Genomic DNA, 18,542 nt, shown 5'->3' with positions numbered 1-18,542 from the left:
CTGTGCCTCTGTCTTTGATAATGATTTGTTTATGAGCGTGACATAATGTTCTTTTGTGATTTCTGCGCTGCCAGGAGATCTTAATGTCCTCGAGGAAAAGCTCCGTCGTTCTCGCTTTGCCGCTGTTGGCCCTTACCCTCATTCAGTTCGTGGTTCCCGAAGGGGCTCACGCCATCCCGGCGTTCAGCCGGCAGTACAAAACCGAGTGCTCCACCTGCCACACCATCTACCCCGAATTGAACGAGTTTGGCGACGCCTTCCTGAAAAACGGCTACGTCTACCCGGGCAAACCTGGTGCGGCCGCGACACCGGCGGAGCAAAAAGAGGGGAAGGTCGAGGGGCTCTGGCTTTCCGGGCTTCCGGAGCTGTTGCCGGTCTCCTTCACCGGCACCCTGGATGTCGCCTATAACAACGACGCCTTCGACGGCAACAAGGTTGACCTCTCCACCCGCTCGCTCAGGCTGCAGGCCGGCGGGGCCTTCCGGGACGTCGCCGGGTTTTTCCTTACCTACAACCTCTACTCCCAGGGGGCCCAGACCAGCGCCTCCGCCAGCACCGGTCCGGCAAGTAACGCCAACACCCCTCCCAACAACAGCCCCGATATCTACGAGATGTACGCGATCTGGCGCCACGCCTTCGGCTCCCCGGTCAACTTCCGCATCGGCCGCATGGAGCCGAAACTCTCCTTGTGGAAAAAGAGCAACCGCGTTATCCTGACCCCCTCGTACGCCTCGACCGCCTACACGGTGGGTTCCTCCTTCTCGCAGGGTTCCACACCGTTCTCGCTGGACGCTCCCGAGGACGCCCTCGAGGTGAACGCGGTACTGGGGAACCGGGTCTTCGTGGCGGGCGGGGTGGTGGACCGCAACGGCCAGAAGAACAAGGACGGCTACGGCCACATCTCGGTGAAGCTGGGGGGTACCGACCTCCTGGGGCACGAGCCCGAACTCGACCTGGAAAACGACAGCGTCTGGGACTACCTCACGCTTACCCTGGGCGGCTTCGGCTACGCCGGGAGCAACGGCAAGTACAACGACCGTGGCATCGCGCAGTTCAAGAACGATTTCTACCGCGCCGGCGCCGAGGCAGACCTGCTCTACAAGCGCTTCCACCTCAAGGGGAGCGGCGCCTTCGGGCACGACGACAATCCCACCTTCAGCTCCAGCGCGCCCACGCCGATAGACTCGAAAGCCTACGCGGTCGAGGGAGAGTACATGTTCGGCGCTCCGGTGAACCTGATCACCCTGTTCCGCTACGAGTACCAGAAGGACCTAAACGGCAACACCCGCCGCTACATCCCGGCGCTGGCCTACGCACCGTTGCAGAACACCAAGGTGTCCCTGCAGTACACCTTCACCGACGGCCCCAGCGGCATTCAGCGCCTGACGCTCGCCTCGCTGGCCATCAGCTTCTAGGGCGCACCCCAGGCCCCGGGAAGAGTTTCCGACGACAACCGGACCGCTTCGGCGTTCCGGAGGTTATACACAACCAACAGCAGCACCCGCCTTATCAAGGAGGATTCACCCAGATGAAAAAGCTCCTGTTTACCCTGTTCCTGGTTTCCCTGTCGGCAACTGCGGCCCACGCCGGGCTGAAGGTCATCGGGAAAGGGGACAACATGCGCCTCGATCCTGCCAGCTTCCCGCCGCAGATGAAGGCGAACTACGAGATCGTGCGCGTGAAATGCGTGAAGTGCCACACCCTGGAGCGGACCATCGTCGCGGTGCAGACCGGCGTCGCCCCGATCTCCGGCCAGCCCTTCGACCGCAACGCCACCAAGGCCTACGGCGTGAAGATGCTGAGAAAGCCCGATTCCAACATGTCGAAGCCCGAGGTGAAGGCCTCCGTCGACCTGCTCAACTACCTGCTGTCTGAAGCGGAGCGCTGATTGTGATGAAGAACATCAAGCTGCGTACCCGACTTCTGGTCTCCTTCCTGATCATGGCGCTGTTGGTTGCCTTCACCGGCTTCTTCGGCGCGCTGAACATGAAGCGGGTGGGCGGCGAGATCCAAAGCATCCTGGAACAGCTCTCCAAGCAGCAGAAACTCGTGCTGCTCATGGGGGTGACCCAGAAGTACTGCCACGTAAGCCTCATGCAGGCCGCCCTGGTCCGCTCCGAACCGGACAAGATGGAAGAGTACGTGGAAGACTACCGGATGAAGCGCGACCTGCTGCTCTCCCAGGCCCAGACTATCCTGGACGGCAACAAGAAGCTCGGCGTGCGCCCCGCGGTGAAGGGGAGCGTCATCGAGAAGCGCACCCGGCAGTTCCTGGTGAGCTGGAACGAGTTCGAGAAGGTGGCCGACCAGCTGATCGCCCGCAAGGAGCAGCTGATGAAGGGGGTGCCGCCCAACTCGCTGGGGCAGGCCGCCAAAGACGCGCTGGCCGACGAGCAGCTGCACAAGATCGCCAACGACGCCATCACCGAGGCCAACGACAAGGCCAAGGCGGATCTCGACGACATCCTGGTCGAGGTGGGGAACCAGATGAACGCGGCCAACGCCCAGGTGACCCAGATCCAGCGTTCCGCCGGCATCACCTTCGTGGTGGTCATCCTGATCTCCATCGCGGTCGCCATCACCCTTGGCCTTCTCATCACCCGCAACATCGTAAGCCGCATCCGGGTCATGGCCCAGGCGGTGAACCGCGGCGCCGAAGGTGACCTGACCGCCACCATCGTGCTCGACACCGACGACGAGCTGGGGCAGCTGGCGCGCGACTTCAACGAGATGGTCAGCAAGCTCTCGGGGATGATCGGCAAGGTGTCGCGTTCCTCGAGCGAGTTGGCCGGTATCTCGGATACCATGGCCAAGGCCTCCCACTCGGTGGTGGGCTCCGCGAAGACCCAGGCCGACAGCGTCTCCAAGACCTCGGCCGCTATCGTGCAGATCAACACCTCGGTGAAGGGGGTGGCCCAGGGGGTCGACTCCCTCTCCGTCTCCGCCTCGGAAAGCTCCTCCTCGATCCTCGAGATGGCCTCGAGCGTGGAGGAGGTGGTGCAGAACATGGAAAACCTGGCCCTCTCGGTGGGCGAGGTGAGTTCCTCGATCGTCGAGATGGGAAGCTCCATCAAGCAGGTGGGTAACGGCGTGGTGAGCCTCATGGAAGTGGCCACGGCGACCGCCTCCTCGGTCATGGAGATGGACAGCTCCATCAAGCAGGTGGAAAGAAACGCCAACGAAACCGCCTCGATTTCCAAGGCGGTGCGCGTCGATGCCGAGACCGGCCGCGAGGCGGTAGAGGCGGTGATCGGCGGCATGCAGGAGATCAAACGCGCCTCCCGGATCACCTCCGAGGTGGTCACCACCCTCTCCGAGCGCGCCGGCGACATCGGCGAGATCCTCTCGGTCATCGACGAGGTGGCCGAGCAGACGAACCTCTTGGCACTGAACGCGGCCATCATCGCGGCCCAGGCCGGCGAGCACGGCAAGGGTTTCGCCGTGGTGGCCGACGAGATCAAGGAACTCTCCGAGCGCACCTCCAGCTCGACCCGCGAGATCTCCCAGGTGATCCGCGGCGTCCAGGAGGAGACCCGCCGCGCCGTGGACGCCATCAACCAGGCCGAGCGTTCCATCGCCGACGGCGAGTTGCTCTCCCAGAAGTCCGGCGAGGCGCTCACCAAGATCGTGATCGGGGTTACCGAGGCGACCGCCCAGGTGACCGAGATCGCCCGCACCACCGTGGAGCAGGCCAAGGGGAGCCAGATGATCCGCGAGGCGATGGAGCAGGTCTCCGAGATGGTGGCCCAGATCGCCAAAGCGACCCGCGAGCAGGGGCAGGGGAGCGAGCTCATCATGGCGGCGGTCGAGAACATGAAGGGGCTCACCTCGCAGGTGCTCTCCTCGACCCGCGAGCAGAACAAGGTGGGGAACCTGATCGCCCAGTCCACCGAGAGCATTACCGAGATGATCCGCCACATAAAGCGCGCCTGCGACGAGCAGAGCCGCGGCTCCGAGCAGATCGTCTCCTCGGTCGAGGACATCCAGTCGGCAACCGACGCGAACCTCGAGGCGACCCGGGTCATGGACGAGGCGGTCTACAAGCTGTTCCGCCAGACCGACATGCTGAAAAAAGAGATGGAAGCCTTCAAGATCTAGGGGCGGCTTCCGCCAATCTGCAGGAACCAGCGGGGGCGAATGATGTTCGCCCCTTGTTGTTTTTATCGGCCGGCTGTGCTACTAATCGTCACTTCGCAGCAGCATGAGCCGGCGTTAAAGGAGTGGAACCATGAGCAGGATCGAGACAAAGTTTGCCGAACTTAAAGGGCGCGGCGAGAAGGCGCTGGTCACCTTCGTCACCGCCGGTGACCCGGACCTCGCCACCACGGAAGAGGTGGTGCTGGAGCTGGAGCGCGCCGGCTGCGACCTGATCGAGTTAGGCGTCCCGTTCTCGGACCCGATGGCGGACGGCCCGACCATCCAGCTCTCCTCGGAGCGCGCGCTCGCCGCGGGGACCACGCTCCCGGCCATCCTCGAGATGGTGGCGCGCCTGAGGACCCGCACCCAGATCCCCATCGTGCTCATGGGGTACTTCAACCCGATCTTCGCCTACGGCGCCGAGCGCTTCGCGGCCGACGCGGCCAAGGCCGGCGTGGACGGCCTCCTGGTGGTGGACCTCCCCCCCGAGGAGGCTGCCGAACTGCAGGTGGCGACCGATCAATGCGGGCTCGACGTCATCTTCCTCTTGACCCCGACCTCGGACCCCTCGCGCGTGGAAACCGTCTCGCGACTGGGGCGCGGCTTCATCTACTACGTCTCGGTGGCCGGCGTGACCGGTGCCCGCAGCCAGGTGGCCGACAGCCTTGCGGAGCGGGTGGCGAGCGTGCGCAGCGAACTCGAGCTCCCCATGGTGGTCGGCTTCGGCATCTCCACCCCCGAGCAGGCGGCCCAGGTGGCGAGCGTGGCGGACGGGGTCGTGGTGGGGAGCGCGCTGGTGAAGTACTTCGAGCGCTTCCAGGGGGCGCAGCTTTTGAGCGAACTCTCCGGTTTCGTCGCCTCCCTCAAAAAAGGGGTGCTCGGGGCCTGATCGGGTAGCTCGCTGTAATCCCGTGACTTTACGTTGGGTTGCCTACCGTTTTGATTGACATCGCTGTGGTGATCTGTTAAGTATCTGCCGCAGTTTACACTAACGAACTATACGGGGGGAGGGCCCCCTGACGAGGTATGCTATGGCTTGGTTTAAGAGGGACAATCCGCCGATCGGGAAGGGGGCCAACCCCAAGGTAAAGGTGCCGGAAGGGCTCTGGTCGAAGTGCGTGAGCTGCAACGAGACCATCCTCACCAAGGACATCGAGAGCAACCTCAACGTCTGCCCCAAGTGCAACCACCACTACCGGATCTCGGCGAGAAAGCGCATCGAGCTCCTCCTGGACGCCGGGACCTTCACCGAGTTCGACGCCGGGCTGGTTTCGGTGGATTGCCTCGACTTCAAGGACACCAAGAGCTACCAAAGCCGCATCGACGCCGCGGTCGCCAAGGGGGGCTCCAAGGACGCCATAATCTGCGGCTCCGGCCAGATCGACGGGACTCCCGTCGAGATCAGCGTCTTCGACTTCTCCTTCATGGGGGGCTCCATGGGGAGCGTGGTCGGCGAGAAGATCACCCGTTCCATCGAGCGGGCGCTCGAGAAGCGCACCCCGGTGATCATCGTCTCCGCCTCGGGCGGCGCGCGCATGCAGGAGAGCATCCTGTCGCTCATGCAGATGGCCAAGACCTCCGCGGCGCTTGCCAAGCTTGCCGAGGAGGGGCTTCCCTTCGTCTCGATCCTTACCGACCCGACTACCGGCGGCGTCACCGCGAGCTTCGCGATGCTGGGTGACATCAACATGTCCGAGCCCAAGGCGCTCATCGGCTTTGCCGGTCCGCGCGTCATCGAGCAGACCATCCGCCAGAAACTCCCCGAGGGGTTCCAGCGCGCCGAGTACCTCCTGGATCACGGCATGGTGGACGTCATCGTGGAGCGCAGCAAGATGAAGGCGCAGCTCTCCAGCATCCTGAAGATGCTCTACCGCAACTAGCATCCAAGGATGTAACGACAGTAAACGGAAAGCCACCAGGCGCCCGTCCAGCAGCACGGCTGGAGGGCGCCTTTTCTTTTCAGGAGGGTTCGTCATGGTCTCCCTAAGCCAGCTCGCTCTATTTTCGGCGGCATCCCTGCTGCTCATCTTCACCCCCGGCCCGGACATCATCTACGTGATGACCCGCGGCATCGCGCAGGGGCGACGTGCGGCGCTTGCCGCGGCGGCGGGGTTCGCCCTGGGTAACTTCGCCCACACCTTCTTTGCCGTGGTGGGGCTCTCCGCCCTCATCAAATCCTCGGCTACCGCCTTTGCCTGCGTGAGATACGCCGGCGCGGCCTACCTCTTCTACATCGGCATCAAGCTTGTGCGCTCCGGTGCCGCCTTCGTCCCCGAGGGGAGCGCCGGGAGCCTCGCCTGCCGGATCATCTTCAGGCAGAGCATCCTCGCCAACATCATGAACCCCAAGGTGGCGCTCTTCTTCCTGGCCTTCTTCCCGCAGTTCATCGACTTCAACCGTGGACAGGCGGCGCTGCAGATGCTCATCCTGGGCACCAGCTTCGTCGTCCTCACCCTGTTCGGGTTCGGCGTGGTGGCCCTGTGCGCCGGGGAGATCGGCCGCTTTTTGAACCGCAGCGCCAGGGGAGGCGCACGGGTGGGGCAGCTGGCGGGGTGCGTCCTCATGGGGCTGGGGCTGAAGCTCGCCTGGCCGGAGCACTGGTAGGGGAGTAGGTTTTGCGGTGGGTCCCCTCTCCCCTTGCGGGAGAGGGTCAGGGGGAGGGGGAAAGGGGCACCTCAGCGCAGCTGGCAGCTTCACCCACCCCCTAGCCCCCTCCCGTCGAGGGAGGGGGGACTCGTAACGGGCGTCGACGCGACGCAGCTGGGTAATCGGTGGACTTTTGCCTGCGCTTTCCCTATAATCCCGGCCAGTCATGACCTACGCAGAAACCCTCACGCACATCTTCGCCCTGGGCCGCTTCGGCATCAAACCGGGGTTGGAACGCATCTCACTCCTGCTTGAGGCTCTGGGCAACCCGCAGCACGCCTTCGCGGCGCTCCACGTGGTGGGGACCAACGGCAAGGGTTCCACCGCATCCCAACTGAGCACCCTCGTGAGCGCGGGAGGGTACCGTGCCGGGCTCTTCACCTCCCCCCATCTCATCTCCTTCACCGAGCGTATCCGGGTCGATGGCGTGGAGATCGCCGAGGAGGACGTGGTGAGCCTTGCCGAACGGGTGCTGGCGGCGGCCCCTCCGGAAACCACCTTCTTCGAGATCGTGACCGCGCTGGCGGCCCTGCACTTTGCCGAGGCCGGCGTGGAACTCGCGGTATTCGAGGCGGGGATGGGGGGGCGGCTCGACGCCACCAACGCCTTCGACGGCCTCCTGACCATCGTCACCCCGATCTCCCTGGACCACACCGATTACCTCGGGCCGACCTGCGCCGAGATCGCCCGGGAAAAGGTGGGGATCTGCAAGCCGGGGCGCCCCATCGTCTGCGCGCAGCAGCCGCCCGAGGCGGCGCGGGTGATCGAGGCACAGGCGACCCTCCTGGGTGCCCCGCTCTACCGGCTGGGCGAACAGTTCGACGCCTCGTGGCAGGGGGAGACCCTGAGCTACCGCGGCCTCGGGACGAACCTGGACGGCCTGCGTCCCGGGCTCTTCGGCGCCTACCAGCAGGGGAACATCGCCTGCGCGCTCGCCGCGGTCGAGGTTTTGGCGCAGGCCGGTTTCCCGGTCGCGCCGGAGCTCTATCCCGCTGCGGTGGGCGAGGCTCGCTGGCCGGGGCGCCTGGAGCTCTTCGCCGGTCCGCCGCGGCTCATCCTGGACGGCGCGCACAACCCGGCGGGTGCCCGCGCCCTCGCCGAGGCGCTGGCGGGGATCGCGCATGAACGGCTCTTCCTGGTCATCGGGGTGATGGGGGACAAGGAACTCTCGGGGATCCTGGGACCCCTGGTGCCGCTCGCGGAGCGGGTCTTCACCGTGGCTCCCGACCTGGAACGGGCGCTTTCCGCCGAGGCGCTGGCCGCCTGCTGCGCCACGTTCGGGGTACCGGTCGAGTCGGCCGGCTCGGTCCGGCGCGGCATCGAGCTGGCACGGGGAGCCGCCGGGCCCGAGGACCTGGTCCTGGTCTGCGGCTCGCTCTTCACCGTCGGGGAGGCGCGCGGCATCCTGCTCTCCCGGGACTTCCAGCTGTTCAGGGGCTGAACCTCGCTTCCTGGCCGCGACTTTTTTTGAGTGCCGGTTGTTTTGCTGATACTCTTTGGTCTGCCGGTTCTGCCGGTGGCTGCTGCAGGTAATTATTTACGCGTCCCACGGAGCATCTTTGAAAGCTGCACGAGCCCTCGGGCTTCTCGCATACCTGGTGGCCGCCCCCCAACTGGCGCAGGCGGCCTTGGACACCGGGGTGAGCCTCGAGGCGGACACCCTGAAGATCGATGTCCCCACCGACAGCTACCAGGCGTCGGGGCGGGTGCGCATGGAGCGCGCCGGCGTTTCGCTCCTGGCCGACAGCGTCATCTACCACCGGCTGACCGGCGATGCCCTGGCCGAGGGGAATATCTTTCTGCAGAAGGCCTCCGATACCCTGAAGGGGGACCGGATCTCGCTCAACCTGAAGACAGAGACCGGGGAGCTCTTAAACGGCGAACTCTTCGTGAAGAGCTCCAACTTCCGGATGCGCGGTGAGCGCGTGCAGAAGACCGGCGAGGAGGACTACCGCGTCGAGCGCGGCAGTTTCACCACCTGCGACGGCGACCTCCCCAGCTGGCACTTCGAGGCCCGCGACCTGAAGGTCACCCTGGACGACTTCGCAACCGCCCGCGACGCGGTCTTCTACGTCGGCAAGGTCCCGGTGCTCTACACCCCCTACCTGCTCTTCCCGGTCAACAAGGAACGCCAGTCCGGCCTCCTGATCCCGCGCATCGGCCACTCCACCAAGAAGGGGTTCTACTACGTCCAGCCCTACTACTGGGCGCCTACTCCGAGCCAGGAAGTGACCTTCGACTTCGACGTCGAGAGCTCGCGCGGCGTCGGGGTCGGGTGGGATTACCGCTACCTGCGTCGCGGCGGCAGCGAGGGATCCCTGCAGGGGTTCGGCCTCTACGACACCGACGCCGAGCGTTTCCGCGGCGAGTTGAACCAGCGCCACCTGGAGCTGCTCACCCCGAGCATCACCCTCGTCTCGGACATCCACCTGATCACCGACCGCTCCTACTACCGCGATTTCAGCGAGGATACCGGCGACTACAACCGCCAGCTCCTGCAGTCCAACATCTCCTTCGACAAGCGCTGGGAGCGCTACGCCTTAAGCGGCGAGTTCCGCTACGTCGAGGACCTGGTCTCCGCCAACAACAACGCGACGCTGCAGAATCTCCCGGCGCTAAACTTCACCGCTGCGGGGAACCGGCTTGCCGGCCCGCTCTACTTCGCCATGGATTCCAGCCTGATCAACTTCCAGCGCATCGAGGGGATCACCGGGCAGCGGCTTACCCTGTCGCCGCGGCTCACGCTCTACCAGAAGCCGGCGCAGCTTTTCGACCTCTCCGTGTATGGTGGCTACCGGCAGCAGTTCTACAACCTCTACGGCGCCGATGCCCCGGGCGCGCTGCAGCAGGCGGGCCAGGCCGAGGCGGGCTCCACGCTCTCGCTCCCCCTGGCACGGGTCTACGACGGGCGTTACCGGCACCTGGTGATCCCGGGGCTCGAGTACAGCTACCTCCAGGAGCCGCACGGCCTGGGCTTCACCCCCTTCGACCGGCTGGACCAGATCCCCGGACACAGCTCGCTCGTCTGGTCGGTGAGTAACCTTCTGACCGAGAAGACCGTGAAGGAAGGGGGGGGGAGCGAGTACCGCGATATCCTCTACCTGAAACTCTCCCAGGGGTACTGGTTCACCGGGCAGCGTTTGAACCTGCTCAACCTGGACCAGGCCGACCTGGGACACCGCCTGAACGACCTGATGATCGAGGGGAAGTACCTGCCGACCCGCCAGCTTACCGTCTCGGGTGACGGCCGCTACAATGCCGTTGACAACGATATCTCCACTGCTAACCTCGCTGTTGAGCTGCGGGACGGGGAGGGGAGCAACCCCAGGCTGGCGGCCTTCGGCTACCGCTACTCGCGCAGCGAGCTGAGCTACCTGGAGGGGCGCTTCACGCTCCCGCTGACCAGCCAGGTTTCGGCGAGCGTGCTCGGTCGCTACTCCTTCGACAAGGGGGATTTCCTGGAGTCGCGCTACTCGCTCGAGTACAAGCGCCAGTGCTGGGGGATCGTCGGCACCTATACCAACCGCCCCGACAACAAGGCCTTTACCGTCAATTTCACCCTGTCGGGTGTGGGCGGACTGGTGCCGATCCGGGCCTTTTAGCGCCGGGATAACAAGTTGACAGTGCTGCGCTCCGCGGTGTATCAAAGATAGGCTCACCGCGGTTTTCCTACTACGGAGGTTCCATGTCTGTTACCTTTACTCCCGCCTCGGTGCTGGTCACCGGAGGGGCCGGGTTCATCGGTTCCAACTTCATCCACCACTTCCTGGCCGGCAACCCGGGCTGCCGGGTGGTGAACCTCGACATCCTCACCTACGCTGGAAACCTGAAGAACCTCACCGCGGTCCAGGACAACCCGGACTACCGGTTCGTACGGGGGGACATCTGCGACGCTCCGCTGGTCGCTACCCTGCTCGAGGAAGAACGCATCGACGCGGTGGTGCACTTCGCCGCCGAGTCGCACGTGGACCGCTCCATCACGGGCCCCGAGATCTTCGTGAGAACCAACGTCCTGGGGACCCAGACGCTCCTCGAGGCAAGCCGCAAGCACGCCGAAAAGCTCCCGGACTTCCGCTTCCTGCAGGTCTCCACGGACGAGGTCTACGGGAGCCTCGGTCCGGTGGGCTACTTCACCGAGGAGACCCCGCTGGCGCCCAACTCCCCCTACTCGGCATCGAAGGCCGGCGCCGACCTGTTGGTGCGCGCCTACTTCGAGACCTTCCGGCTTGCGACGCTCAATACCCGCTGCTCCAACAACTACGGGCCGTACCACTTCCCGGAGAAGCTCATCCCGCTCATGATCCACAACATCCTGCAGCGCCAGCCGCTGCCGGTCTACGGCGACGGCCTCAACGTGCGCGACTGGCTGCACGTCAAGGACCACTCCGCCGCCATCGAGCGGGTACTGAAGCACGGCACCCCGGGTGAGGTCTTCAACATCGGCGGCAACAACGAGTGGAAGAACATCGACATCGTGAAGCTGGTCTGCGACCTGATGGACGAGCGGCTGGGGCGCTTTCCCGGCGAGAGCCGTCAGCTGATCAAATTCGTGAAGGACCGCCCGGGGCACGACCGGCGCTACGCCATCGACGCCGCGAAGCTCAAGCGCGAGCTGGGGTGGGAACCGAGCTACACCTTCGAGCGCGGCATCGCCGAGACCATCGACTGGTACCTGGCCAACCAGGGATGGGTCGCCGAGGTCGCCTCCGGCGCCTACCGCGAGTACTACCAGGCCCAGTACGGTAACCGGTAGCAACAAGAGCAAAAGAGCGCTTTCCGTAGGCAGGCACGCGCGGTAAGTCCCCCTGTGCGAAGGGGGATTTAGGGGGATTTGACCGCCGCGGCAAACCTGGATTCGGTGGCAACATGGATAAAATCCCCCTGTCCCCCCTTCGCAAAGGGGGGGACCGTGATGTACCTGTCGTGCTTCGTGGCAAGCTGATATACGGTTGTTACGGATCCCGAAGGCTGGTTTGAGGGGAGAGGAAGGTCCACGTGGACAGGCAGTTGCGCAGCCGGTCCCCACTCTGTGGCAAAAAGAAAATTAGACGTTACATTTATTCGGGTGCGGCACGGCCTTGACCGGCACCGCCGGCCCCGGGGGGATACATGATACTGGTTGTTGGCAACAAGGGGATGCTCGGACAGGAACTGATGACCCTTTTGGGGAGCGCGGCACGCGGCGTGGACCTGGACGAGATCGACATCACCGACCTGGTCTCCGTGCAGCGGGTGCTCACGACCCTGAAACCCCGCGTGGTGGTGAACGCCGCCGCCTATACCGACGTGGACGGCTGCGAGGGCAACACGGAACTCGCCATGCAGGTAAACGGCGAGGGGGTGGCGCACCTGGCGATGATCTCGAAGGAGATCGACGCGAAGCTCGTGCAGGTCAGCACCGACTACGTCTTCGACGGCAGGAAGGGCTCCCCGTACCAGGAGGACGACGCCCCGGCTCCCTTGAGCATCTACGGGGAATCGAAATATGCCGGCGAGATGAACACCTGCTTCAACCCGAACCACCTGATCGTGCGCACCCAGTGGCTCTACGGGCACGCCGGCAAGAACTTCGTGGAGACCATGCTGAAGCTGGCCACCGAGCGCAGCGAACTTACCGTGGTGGACGACCAGGTCGGCTCTCCCACCTGGACCCGCGACCTCGCCCTGGCCATCAAGGCGCTCATCGACAAGGACTGCCGCGGCACCTACCACGCCGCCAACGCGGGCTTCACCTCCTGGAACGGCTTCGCCCTGGAGATCTTCCGGCTGGCCGGCCTCAAGGTCGAGGTGGCGCCGATGACCACCGAACAGCTGGGGCGCCCGGCTACCCGGCCGCTCTACTCCACGCTGGACTGCGGCAAGCTGGCAGCCGACACCGGCTTCACCCCGCAGCCCTGGCAGGACGCACTGAAGCGCTACCTCGAGCTGAGACAACCACACTAAGCGAACACCTGGGAGGAGACATGGAACGCGGAGAGCGTCCCTGGGGGACCTACACGGTACTCGATGAACATAACGGCTACAAGATCAAGCGCATCGAGGTGATGCCCGGCCAGCGCCTGTCGCTGCAGATGCACCACCACAGGAGCGAACACTGGATCGTGGTGTCCGGGACCGCCAAGGTGACCTGCGGCGAGCAGGTGAAGATCGTCAACGTGAACGAATCGACCTTCATCCCGATCGGCACCAACCACCGCCTGGAAAACCCCGGCGTGATCCCGCTGGTGATCATCGAGGTGCAAAGCGGCGAGTACCTGGGCGAGGACGATATCGTGCGTTTCCAGGACGACTACCACCGCGTCGAGATCGACGTCGACAAGATCGTCTAACCAAGAGGTACCAGGGTGCGGCTGACGCGCTCTGGGCGCCGGAACACCGCACGGACCGGGCGGATTTTCCGCGGATACCACTATCCGCCTGAATCCGCCTTTTCCATGCCACCCCCGGTACAGCTATCGATTCTGTGATCCCTGTTGCAGGAGGCACCATGTACATCGTCATTCTCGCCGGAGGATCCGGCACCAGGTTCTGGCCCCTTTCCCGGAAGAGCACCCCGAAGCAGCTCATGTCGGTGTTCGGCGGCAAGTCGATGCTGCAGCGTACCGTCGAGCGGGTCCTCCCGCTGAAGCCCAAACGGGTCATGGTGGTCACCAACGCCCTGCAGGCGGCCGAGACCCGGCGCCAGCTCGACTACATCGCCGGCGTACCGGTGGACGTGATCGAGGAACCGGTGGGAAGAAACACCGCCCCCGCCATCGGGCTTGCGGCCTCCATCATCGCGCGCTTCGATCCGGACGGCATCATGGCGGTACTTCCGGCCGACCACTACATCGTCGACGAGGAACGCTTCCGGGCCACCCTGGTGAAGGCGAAGGCGGTGGCGCAAGAGTGCGCGCTGGTGACCCTGGGGATCGCCCCCACCCGTCCCGAGACCGGTTACGGTTACATCGAGGCGACCGAGAACAGGGGGGAAGAGCCGGCCAAGGTGGCGCGCTTCGTGGAAAAACCCCCCCTGGAGCGGGCCCTGGAGTTCCTGGCGACCGGCCGCTTCTACTGGAACAGCGGCATGTTCGTCTGGGGCGCCTGCACCATCCTGGACCAGGTCGCCGCCCTCATGCCGGAACTCTCCCAGGCGCTTGCCAAGCTCACCTTCCACCAGGACCTCTGGGAGATCTCCGACCTGAAACCACAGATCACCGAGATCTATGCCGGCATCAAGGGGGAATCGATCGACTTCGGCGTGATGGAGAAGGCGACCAACGTGCAGGTGATCCCTGCTTCCTTCGGCTGGAGCGACGTGGGTTCCTGGAGCGCACTCCCCGAGGTGATGGAGGCGGACCAGGAGAACCACGTGGTCATCGAGGCTCCGGGATCGGTCTCCGTCAATTCCGAGGGGTGCCTGGCCTATGCCGGCGGAAAGCTGGTGGCGCTGGTCGGGGTCAAGGACCTCGTGGTGGTGGACACTCCGGATGCGCTCCTGGTCTGCGCCAAGGAGGCCGCCCAGGACGTGAAGAAGGTTGTCGAGGAACTGGAGCGGCGGGGGAAGACTGAGTACCTGTAACCCCAAAGTTTTCAACTGCCCAAAAAGAAAGACGGCCTCGCCTTTGGGACCCCGCGGTCACCAGGCGAGGCCGCTTTGCATCCGGCCTCAGGGTTGAGGAGAGGAGCGAATCTCCCCTGTCTTCGCTTCTTCAAGGTTCGTGAGGTTCCCCCGACGCGAGCCTCGCAATCTTTGACAAAAATTGCTACACTGGCCGGCGTGCCGTGCCCGTCGGTCGCCCCGGCGTGGCACCTCACCTGAACCGAACCGTCTCGAGACCACGCGTCTCGGAAGGATAGCTCCTATGTACGGCTGGACCGGAAAATTACTGCATGTGGATCTGACCCGCGGGGTCCTGGAACGGCGGGAGATCCCCACCGAGTTGCTCGAGGCGTACCTGGGCGGGCGCGGGCTCGGGGTCCGGCTGATGCGGGACTACTTCAAGCTCGATCCCTTCGATCCCGAAATGCCGCTCATTTTCGCGGTCGGCCCGCTCTGCGGCACCGCTTCCCCCACCGCGGCCCGTCTGGCCGCCGTCTCCCGCTCGCCTCTTACCGGCACCATCTACGACTGCTCCGCCGGCGGGCGTTTCCCCTGGCGCATGAAGGCCGCGGGGCTCGATGCGATTTTCATCACCGGGAAAAGTGCCGAGCCGGTCGTCCTCGCCATTAACGACGACCACGCCGAACTGTTGCCGGCGCGGGAGTTGTGGGGAAAGAAAATCGGGGAGACCGTGGCTGCCCTCAAGGAGCGCGGCTCGGTCGCGGCCATCGGTCCCGCCGGGGAGAACGGAGTCCTCTTCGCCAACATCATGATGGGGGAGGGGAATTCGATCGGGCGCGGCGGCCTGGGTGCGGTAATGGGCGCGAAGCTCGTGAAGGCGGTCGTGGTGCAGGGGACCGGCACCACGCAGGTTGCCGACCGCGAGCGCTTCGAAGCCGCCCGCGGCGACGTGATGCGCCTGTTCCGCGCCTCGCCGGTGATCTTCGGGGAGCTGGGGATTTCCGAGTACGGCACGCCGGCGCTCGTGGACCTGATGGCGCAACGCCGCATGGCCCCCACCGAGAACTTCAGCGCCACCTACTTCGACGACTCGGAAAACTATTCCGGGCCGGCCATCCGCCGGGAGTGCGGTGCCAAGAAGGACGGCTGCTACGGCTGCCCTATCCAGTGCAAGAAGGCAAGCCGCGACGGCGTGGCGCTCCCCGAGTACGAGACGGTGAACCACTTCGGCGCGCTGAACGGGATCTCCGACCTGCACGCCATCGTGCGCGCCAACACCCTGTGTAACGAGTTCGGACTGGACACCATCTCGGCCGCCGCCACGCTTTCGGCGTTTGGCGAGGCGAGGGGGCACTTCCCGAGTACGGGGGAAGTCGCCGAGCTGTTGGCCCATATCTCCTACCGGCGCGGCACGGGGGCACTTTTGAGCCTCGGTTCCCGGCGTGCCGCCGAAGAGTTGGGGAAGCCCGGGCTCTCCATGAGTGTCAAATCCCTGGAGCTTCCCGCCTACGACCCGCGCGGAGCCTACGGCATGGCGCTCGCCTACGTCACCTCGAACCGGGGTGGCTGCCACCTGCGCGCCTACCCGATCTCCCACGAGATCCTGAGAAAGCCGGTCCCCACCGACCGCTTCTCCTTCTCGGGCAAGGCCCGCATCATCAAGATCGCCGAGGACGTGAACGCCGCGGTGGACTCGCTGGTCGCCTGCAAGTTCGCCTTCTTCGGGGCGACGCTCGAGGAGTACGGCGAGCTCCTCTCGGCGGTGACCGGCGTCGAGTACGGGCCGGAGTCGCTCAAGGCCATCGGCGAGCGCATCTACCTCACCGAGCGTTTCTACAACTGCGCGAACGGCTTCGACCTGGACGAGGATACGCTTCCGGAGCGCTTCTTCAGCGAGCCGGGGTCGGCGGGGGAGGGGATCGACATCCCGCCCCTGGACCGTACGCGCTTCGACGAGGAACTCGGGAAGTACTACCGCATCCGCGGCCTCAACGAGCGAGGGTGCTTCGACGATGAGGATTTCTTGCAGCGGCTTCCCTAGGATACGGGGAACCGGCCCTGCGCCCTTTTTCTGAAAGGCGAGGTGTCAGTGGACTTCAAGGCGACAGTCAGGAAGCTGGTGGCAGCCTTCGAACGGGAAGGGATCGACTACGGCCTGATCGGCGGTTTCGCGCTGGGGCTGTGGGGGGTGCATCGTGGCAGCGTCGACCTGGATTTCCTGGTGAGGCGGGAGGATCTCCACACAATCGATGCGGTCATGTCGGAGCTGGGCTACGAGCTGCGCCATCGCTCGGAGAACGTCTCGCAGTTTCTCTCGCCGCACTTGGTGTTTGGAAAACTCGCTTTCCTGCACGCCTTCCGCAAGGCCTCGCTGAAGATGCTCGAGCGGGTGGAGCACAAGGTGCTCTTCGGCAACGGCATCACCCTTGCGGTCCTGCAGCCCGAGGACCTGATCGGGCTCAAGTTGCAGGCGCTGGTAAACGACCCGCGCCGCGAGCCGGTGGACCGCAACGACATCGAGATGCTCATGGCCGTGCGTGACCGGAGCATGAACTGGGAGATCGTCCGGGAGTACTTCGAGATCTTCGAGATGCTGGAGCTTTTCAACGAGTTGGAGAGGAAGTATCACCATGGCCATAAATGATGTCGATCGCGCTGAACTCAAGGCGCTCGCCGCCTCGGCGGAGCTGCGGGAGGACGCGCGGCATATCACCGCCAACCGGCACAACCCGTTTCTGGTGGACGGCGAGGTGGACGGCGACCGCGTGCTCGAGTTCCTGGACCAGTACAACGCCTTCATGAACCATCCCGTGGAACCTGCCACCCCATTTTTAGAAACCAACATGAAGCTGTAAACGGGCCGCCCAGCACATGAAAGACCAGATCGAAAAGTACACCGCCAAACTCGTCGCCGACCGTTCCGCGCGTCCCGACGCCATCGCCTTTGCCGCGCAGGACGACGTTCTGTTAAGCTCCGGAGCACCGGAGCTGGCCGCCCTGGCCGGCGCCACCCTCACGCGCCTGAACGCCCTGGCGCTGGTGGCTGCCCGCCCGGCACTCCCCTTCGCCGACTTCCTGGTGGCGCGCGCTGCGGCCGACGAGGACGCCATCGTCCCGCAGGACACCGAGACGCGCACCTTCCTGCACGACATCCCGTTCCTGCGCAAAAAGGACCTGGGGGACGATCCGGCCCCCGAGATCGCCCGACTTCTGGGAAACCGCAAGGGGGTGATCGTCGAAGGGATGGGGATCGTGGCGGTGGGGGCCATTACCGTCGAACAGGCCTTCATCAACTACTCTTCCGTCTTCCACTCCACCTTCGTGAAGTACCTGCAGGATGTCCTGGCGCAGGGCTTCCTGCTGCCGGGGGAGGCCGAGGCGTTTCACGCCTTCCGCACCGAGTGGCTGCGCCCGGTTTCCGCAGAGGGGCTCGAATTCAGGACTCCGCTTGCCGGGGAGAAAGAGGCGATCCTCGCCGAAATAGAGAGGGTGGGGCGCTACACGGTCGAGCGCGGGTTGGTGGACAGCTTCTTCGGCAACATCTCGGCACGCGCCGGGGAGCTCATCTACATCTCCCAGACTGCTGCAAGCCTCGACGAACTGGCCGGCTGCATCGACCCGGTCCCCACCGACAACTCGTCCACCACCGGCATCACCGCCTCCAGCGAACTTCTGGCGCACCGCAAGGTGTTCGAGGAGACCGGCGCACGGGTGATCCTGCACGGGCACCCCAAGTTTTCCGTGGTGATGAGCATGCTCTGCGAGACCAAGGGGGAGTGTGTCATCAAGGACTGCTGGAAGGATTGTCCCCACGTGCGCCTCTTGGGCGGCACCCCGGTAGTGGCCGGGGAGATTGGCGCCGGCGGGCTCGCGAAACGGGTGCCGCCGGTGATCGGCACGACCGGCAGCGCCATCGTCTACGGCCACGGGGTCTTCTCCATCGGCAGGGACGGTTTCGCTGAGGCCTTCGCCGCCCTGGTGGAGGTGGAAAACTTCTGCCGGCGGGAGTACTTCAGGCGCTTCGACGAGCAGGCAGGCAGCCGGTAAACGCTCCGGGTTGCCGCGCTTTCTCCTCCCCCCCCTATCGCGCCGGACGGTTTTGCCTGCGCTTTGAAACAACACAAAAAGGCCCCCGGCTGATGCCGGGGGCCTTTTTGTCCGCCAGAGGCTTCTGCAGGACCAAGGCCCCGGCAGCGCTGGACCCCGTCATCCCGGG

Annotated in this window: 16 protein-coding genes; all 16 read left to right on the top strand. The window is 64.8% G+C overall.

Annotated elements, in window-relative coordinates; all coding sequences use genetic code 11:
• Positions 1-83 precede the first annotated feature (83 nt).
• The 16 genes from H7688_RS09535 (at position 84) to H7688_RS09460 (ending at position 18,373) form a co-directional block, all read left to right on the top strand.
• On the top strand, positions 84-1,415 hold the full coding sequence (locus H7688_RS09535) for a porin (protein ID WP_183360837.1): 1,332 nt from the start codon (positions 84-86) through the stop codon (positions 1,413-1,415).
• Between the two features lie 113 nt (positions 1,416-1,528).
• The gene (locus H7688_RS09530; protein WP_183360836.1) at positions 1,529-1,888 is read left to right on the top strand and encodes a cytochrome C; all 360 of its coding nucleotides are present in this window, start codon (positions 1,529-1,531) and stop codon (positions 1,886-1,888) included.
• Between the two features lie 5 nt (positions 1,889-1,893).
• Positions 1,894-4,098, top strand: coding sequence for a methyl-accepting chemotaxis protein (locus tag H7688_RS09525; protein WP_183360835.1), 2,205 nt, complete (start codon positions 1,894-1,896; stop codon positions 4,096-4,098).
• 130 nt (positions 4,099-4,228) lie between these two features.
• Complete coding sequence (gene trpA, locus H7688_RS09520; protein WP_183360834.1) at positions 4,229-5,026, top strand: tryptophan synthase subunit alpha; 798 nt, start codon at positions 4,229-4,231, stop codon at positions 5,024-5,026.
• 142 nt (positions 5,027-5,168) lie between these two features.
• The gene (accD, locus tag H7688_RS09515; RefSeq protein ID WP_183360833.1) at positions 5,169-6,017 is read left to right on the top strand and encodes an acetyl-CoA carboxylase, carboxyltransferase subunit beta; all 849 of its coding nucleotides are present in this window, start codon (positions 5,169-5,171) and stop codon (positions 6,015-6,017) included.
• 94 nt (positions 6,018-6,111) lie between these two features.
• Positions 6,112-6,741, top strand: coding sequence for a LysE family translocator (locus H7688_RS09510; protein WP_183360832.1), 630 nt, complete (start codon positions 6,112-6,114; stop codon positions 6,739-6,741).
• Between the two features lie 208 nt (positions 6,742-6,949).
• Entirely contained in the window at positions 6,950-8,224 is a 1,275-nt protein-coding gene (locus H7688_RS09505) for a bifunctional folylpolyglutamate synthase/dihydrofolate synthase (protein ID WP_183360831.1), read from the top strand.
• A 118-nt stretch (positions 8,225-8,342) separates the two neighbouring features.
• Positions 8,343-10,385, top strand: coding sequence for an LPS-assembly protein LptD (locus H7688_RS09500; RefSeq protein WP_183360830.1), 2,043 nt, complete (start codon positions 8,343-8,345; stop codon positions 10,383-10,385).
• 83 nt (positions 10,386-10,468) lie between these two features.
• Positions 10,469-11,536, top strand: a complete 1,068-nt coding sequence (gene rfbB, locus H7688_RS09495; RefSeq protein ID WP_183360829.1) for a dTDP-glucose 4,6-dehydratase — start codon at positions 10,469-10,471, stop codon at positions 11,534-11,536.
• A 356-nt stretch (positions 11,537-11,892) separates the two neighbouring features.
• Positions 11,893-12,726, top strand: a complete 834-nt coding sequence (gene rfbD, locus H7688_RS09490) for a dTDP-4-dehydrorhamnose reductase (protein ID WP_183360828.1) — start codon at positions 11,893-11,895, stop codon at positions 12,724-12,726.
• A gap of 20 nt (positions 12,727-12,746) precedes the next feature.
• Positions 12,747-13,112: a cupin domain-containing protein gene (locus H7688_RS09485; RefSeq protein ID WP_183360827.1), complete on the top strand. Its 366-nt coding sequence runs from the start codon at positions 12,747-12,749 to the stop codon at positions 13,110-13,112.
• Positions 13,113-13,270: 158 nt separating this feature from the next.
• Positions 13,271-14,344: a mannose-1-phosphate guanylyltransferase gene (locus H7688_RS09480; RefSeq protein WP_183360826.1), complete on the top strand. Its 1,074-nt coding sequence runs from the start codon at positions 13,271-13,273 to the stop codon at positions 14,342-14,344.
• A 283-nt stretch (positions 14,345-14,627) separates the two neighbouring features.
• On the top strand, positions 14,628-16,367 hold the full coding sequence (locus H7688_RS09475) for an aldehyde ferredoxin oxidoreductase family protein (RefSeq protein WP_183360825.1): 1,740 nt from the start codon (positions 14,628-14,630) through the stop codon (positions 16,365-16,367).
• Between the two features lie 48 nt (positions 16,368-16,415).
• Positions 16,416-16,970: a nucleotidyltransferase family protein gene (locus tag H7688_RS09470; protein ID WP_183360824.1), complete on the top strand. Its 555-nt coding sequence runs from the start codon at positions 16,416-16,418 to the stop codon at positions 16,968-16,970.
• Positions 16,957-17,181, top strand: coding sequence for a hypothetical protein (locus H7688_RS09465; RefSeq protein WP_183360823.1), 225 nt, complete (start codon positions 16,957-16,959; stop codon positions 17,179-17,181). Before H7688_RS09470 ends, H7688_RS09465 begins: the two co-directional genes overlap by 14 nt.
• A 16-nt stretch (positions 17,182-17,197) precedes the next feature.
• The gene (locus H7688_RS09460) at positions 17,198-18,373 is read left to right on the top strand and encodes a class II aldolase/adducin family protein (protein ID WP_183360822.1); all 1,176 of its coding nucleotides are present in this window, start codon (positions 17,198-17,200) and stop codon (positions 18,371-18,373) included.
• Positions 18,374-18,542 lie beyond the last annotated feature (169 nt).

Origin of the sequence: Geomonas limicola (genome assembly GCF_014193675.1) — a bacterium.
GTDB classification, from domain to species: domain Bacteria; phylum Desulfobacterota; class Desulfuromonadia; order Geobacterales; family Geobacteraceae; genus Geomonas; species Geomonas limicola.
This window is presented reverse-complemented; position numbering and strand designations above follow the sequence as displayed.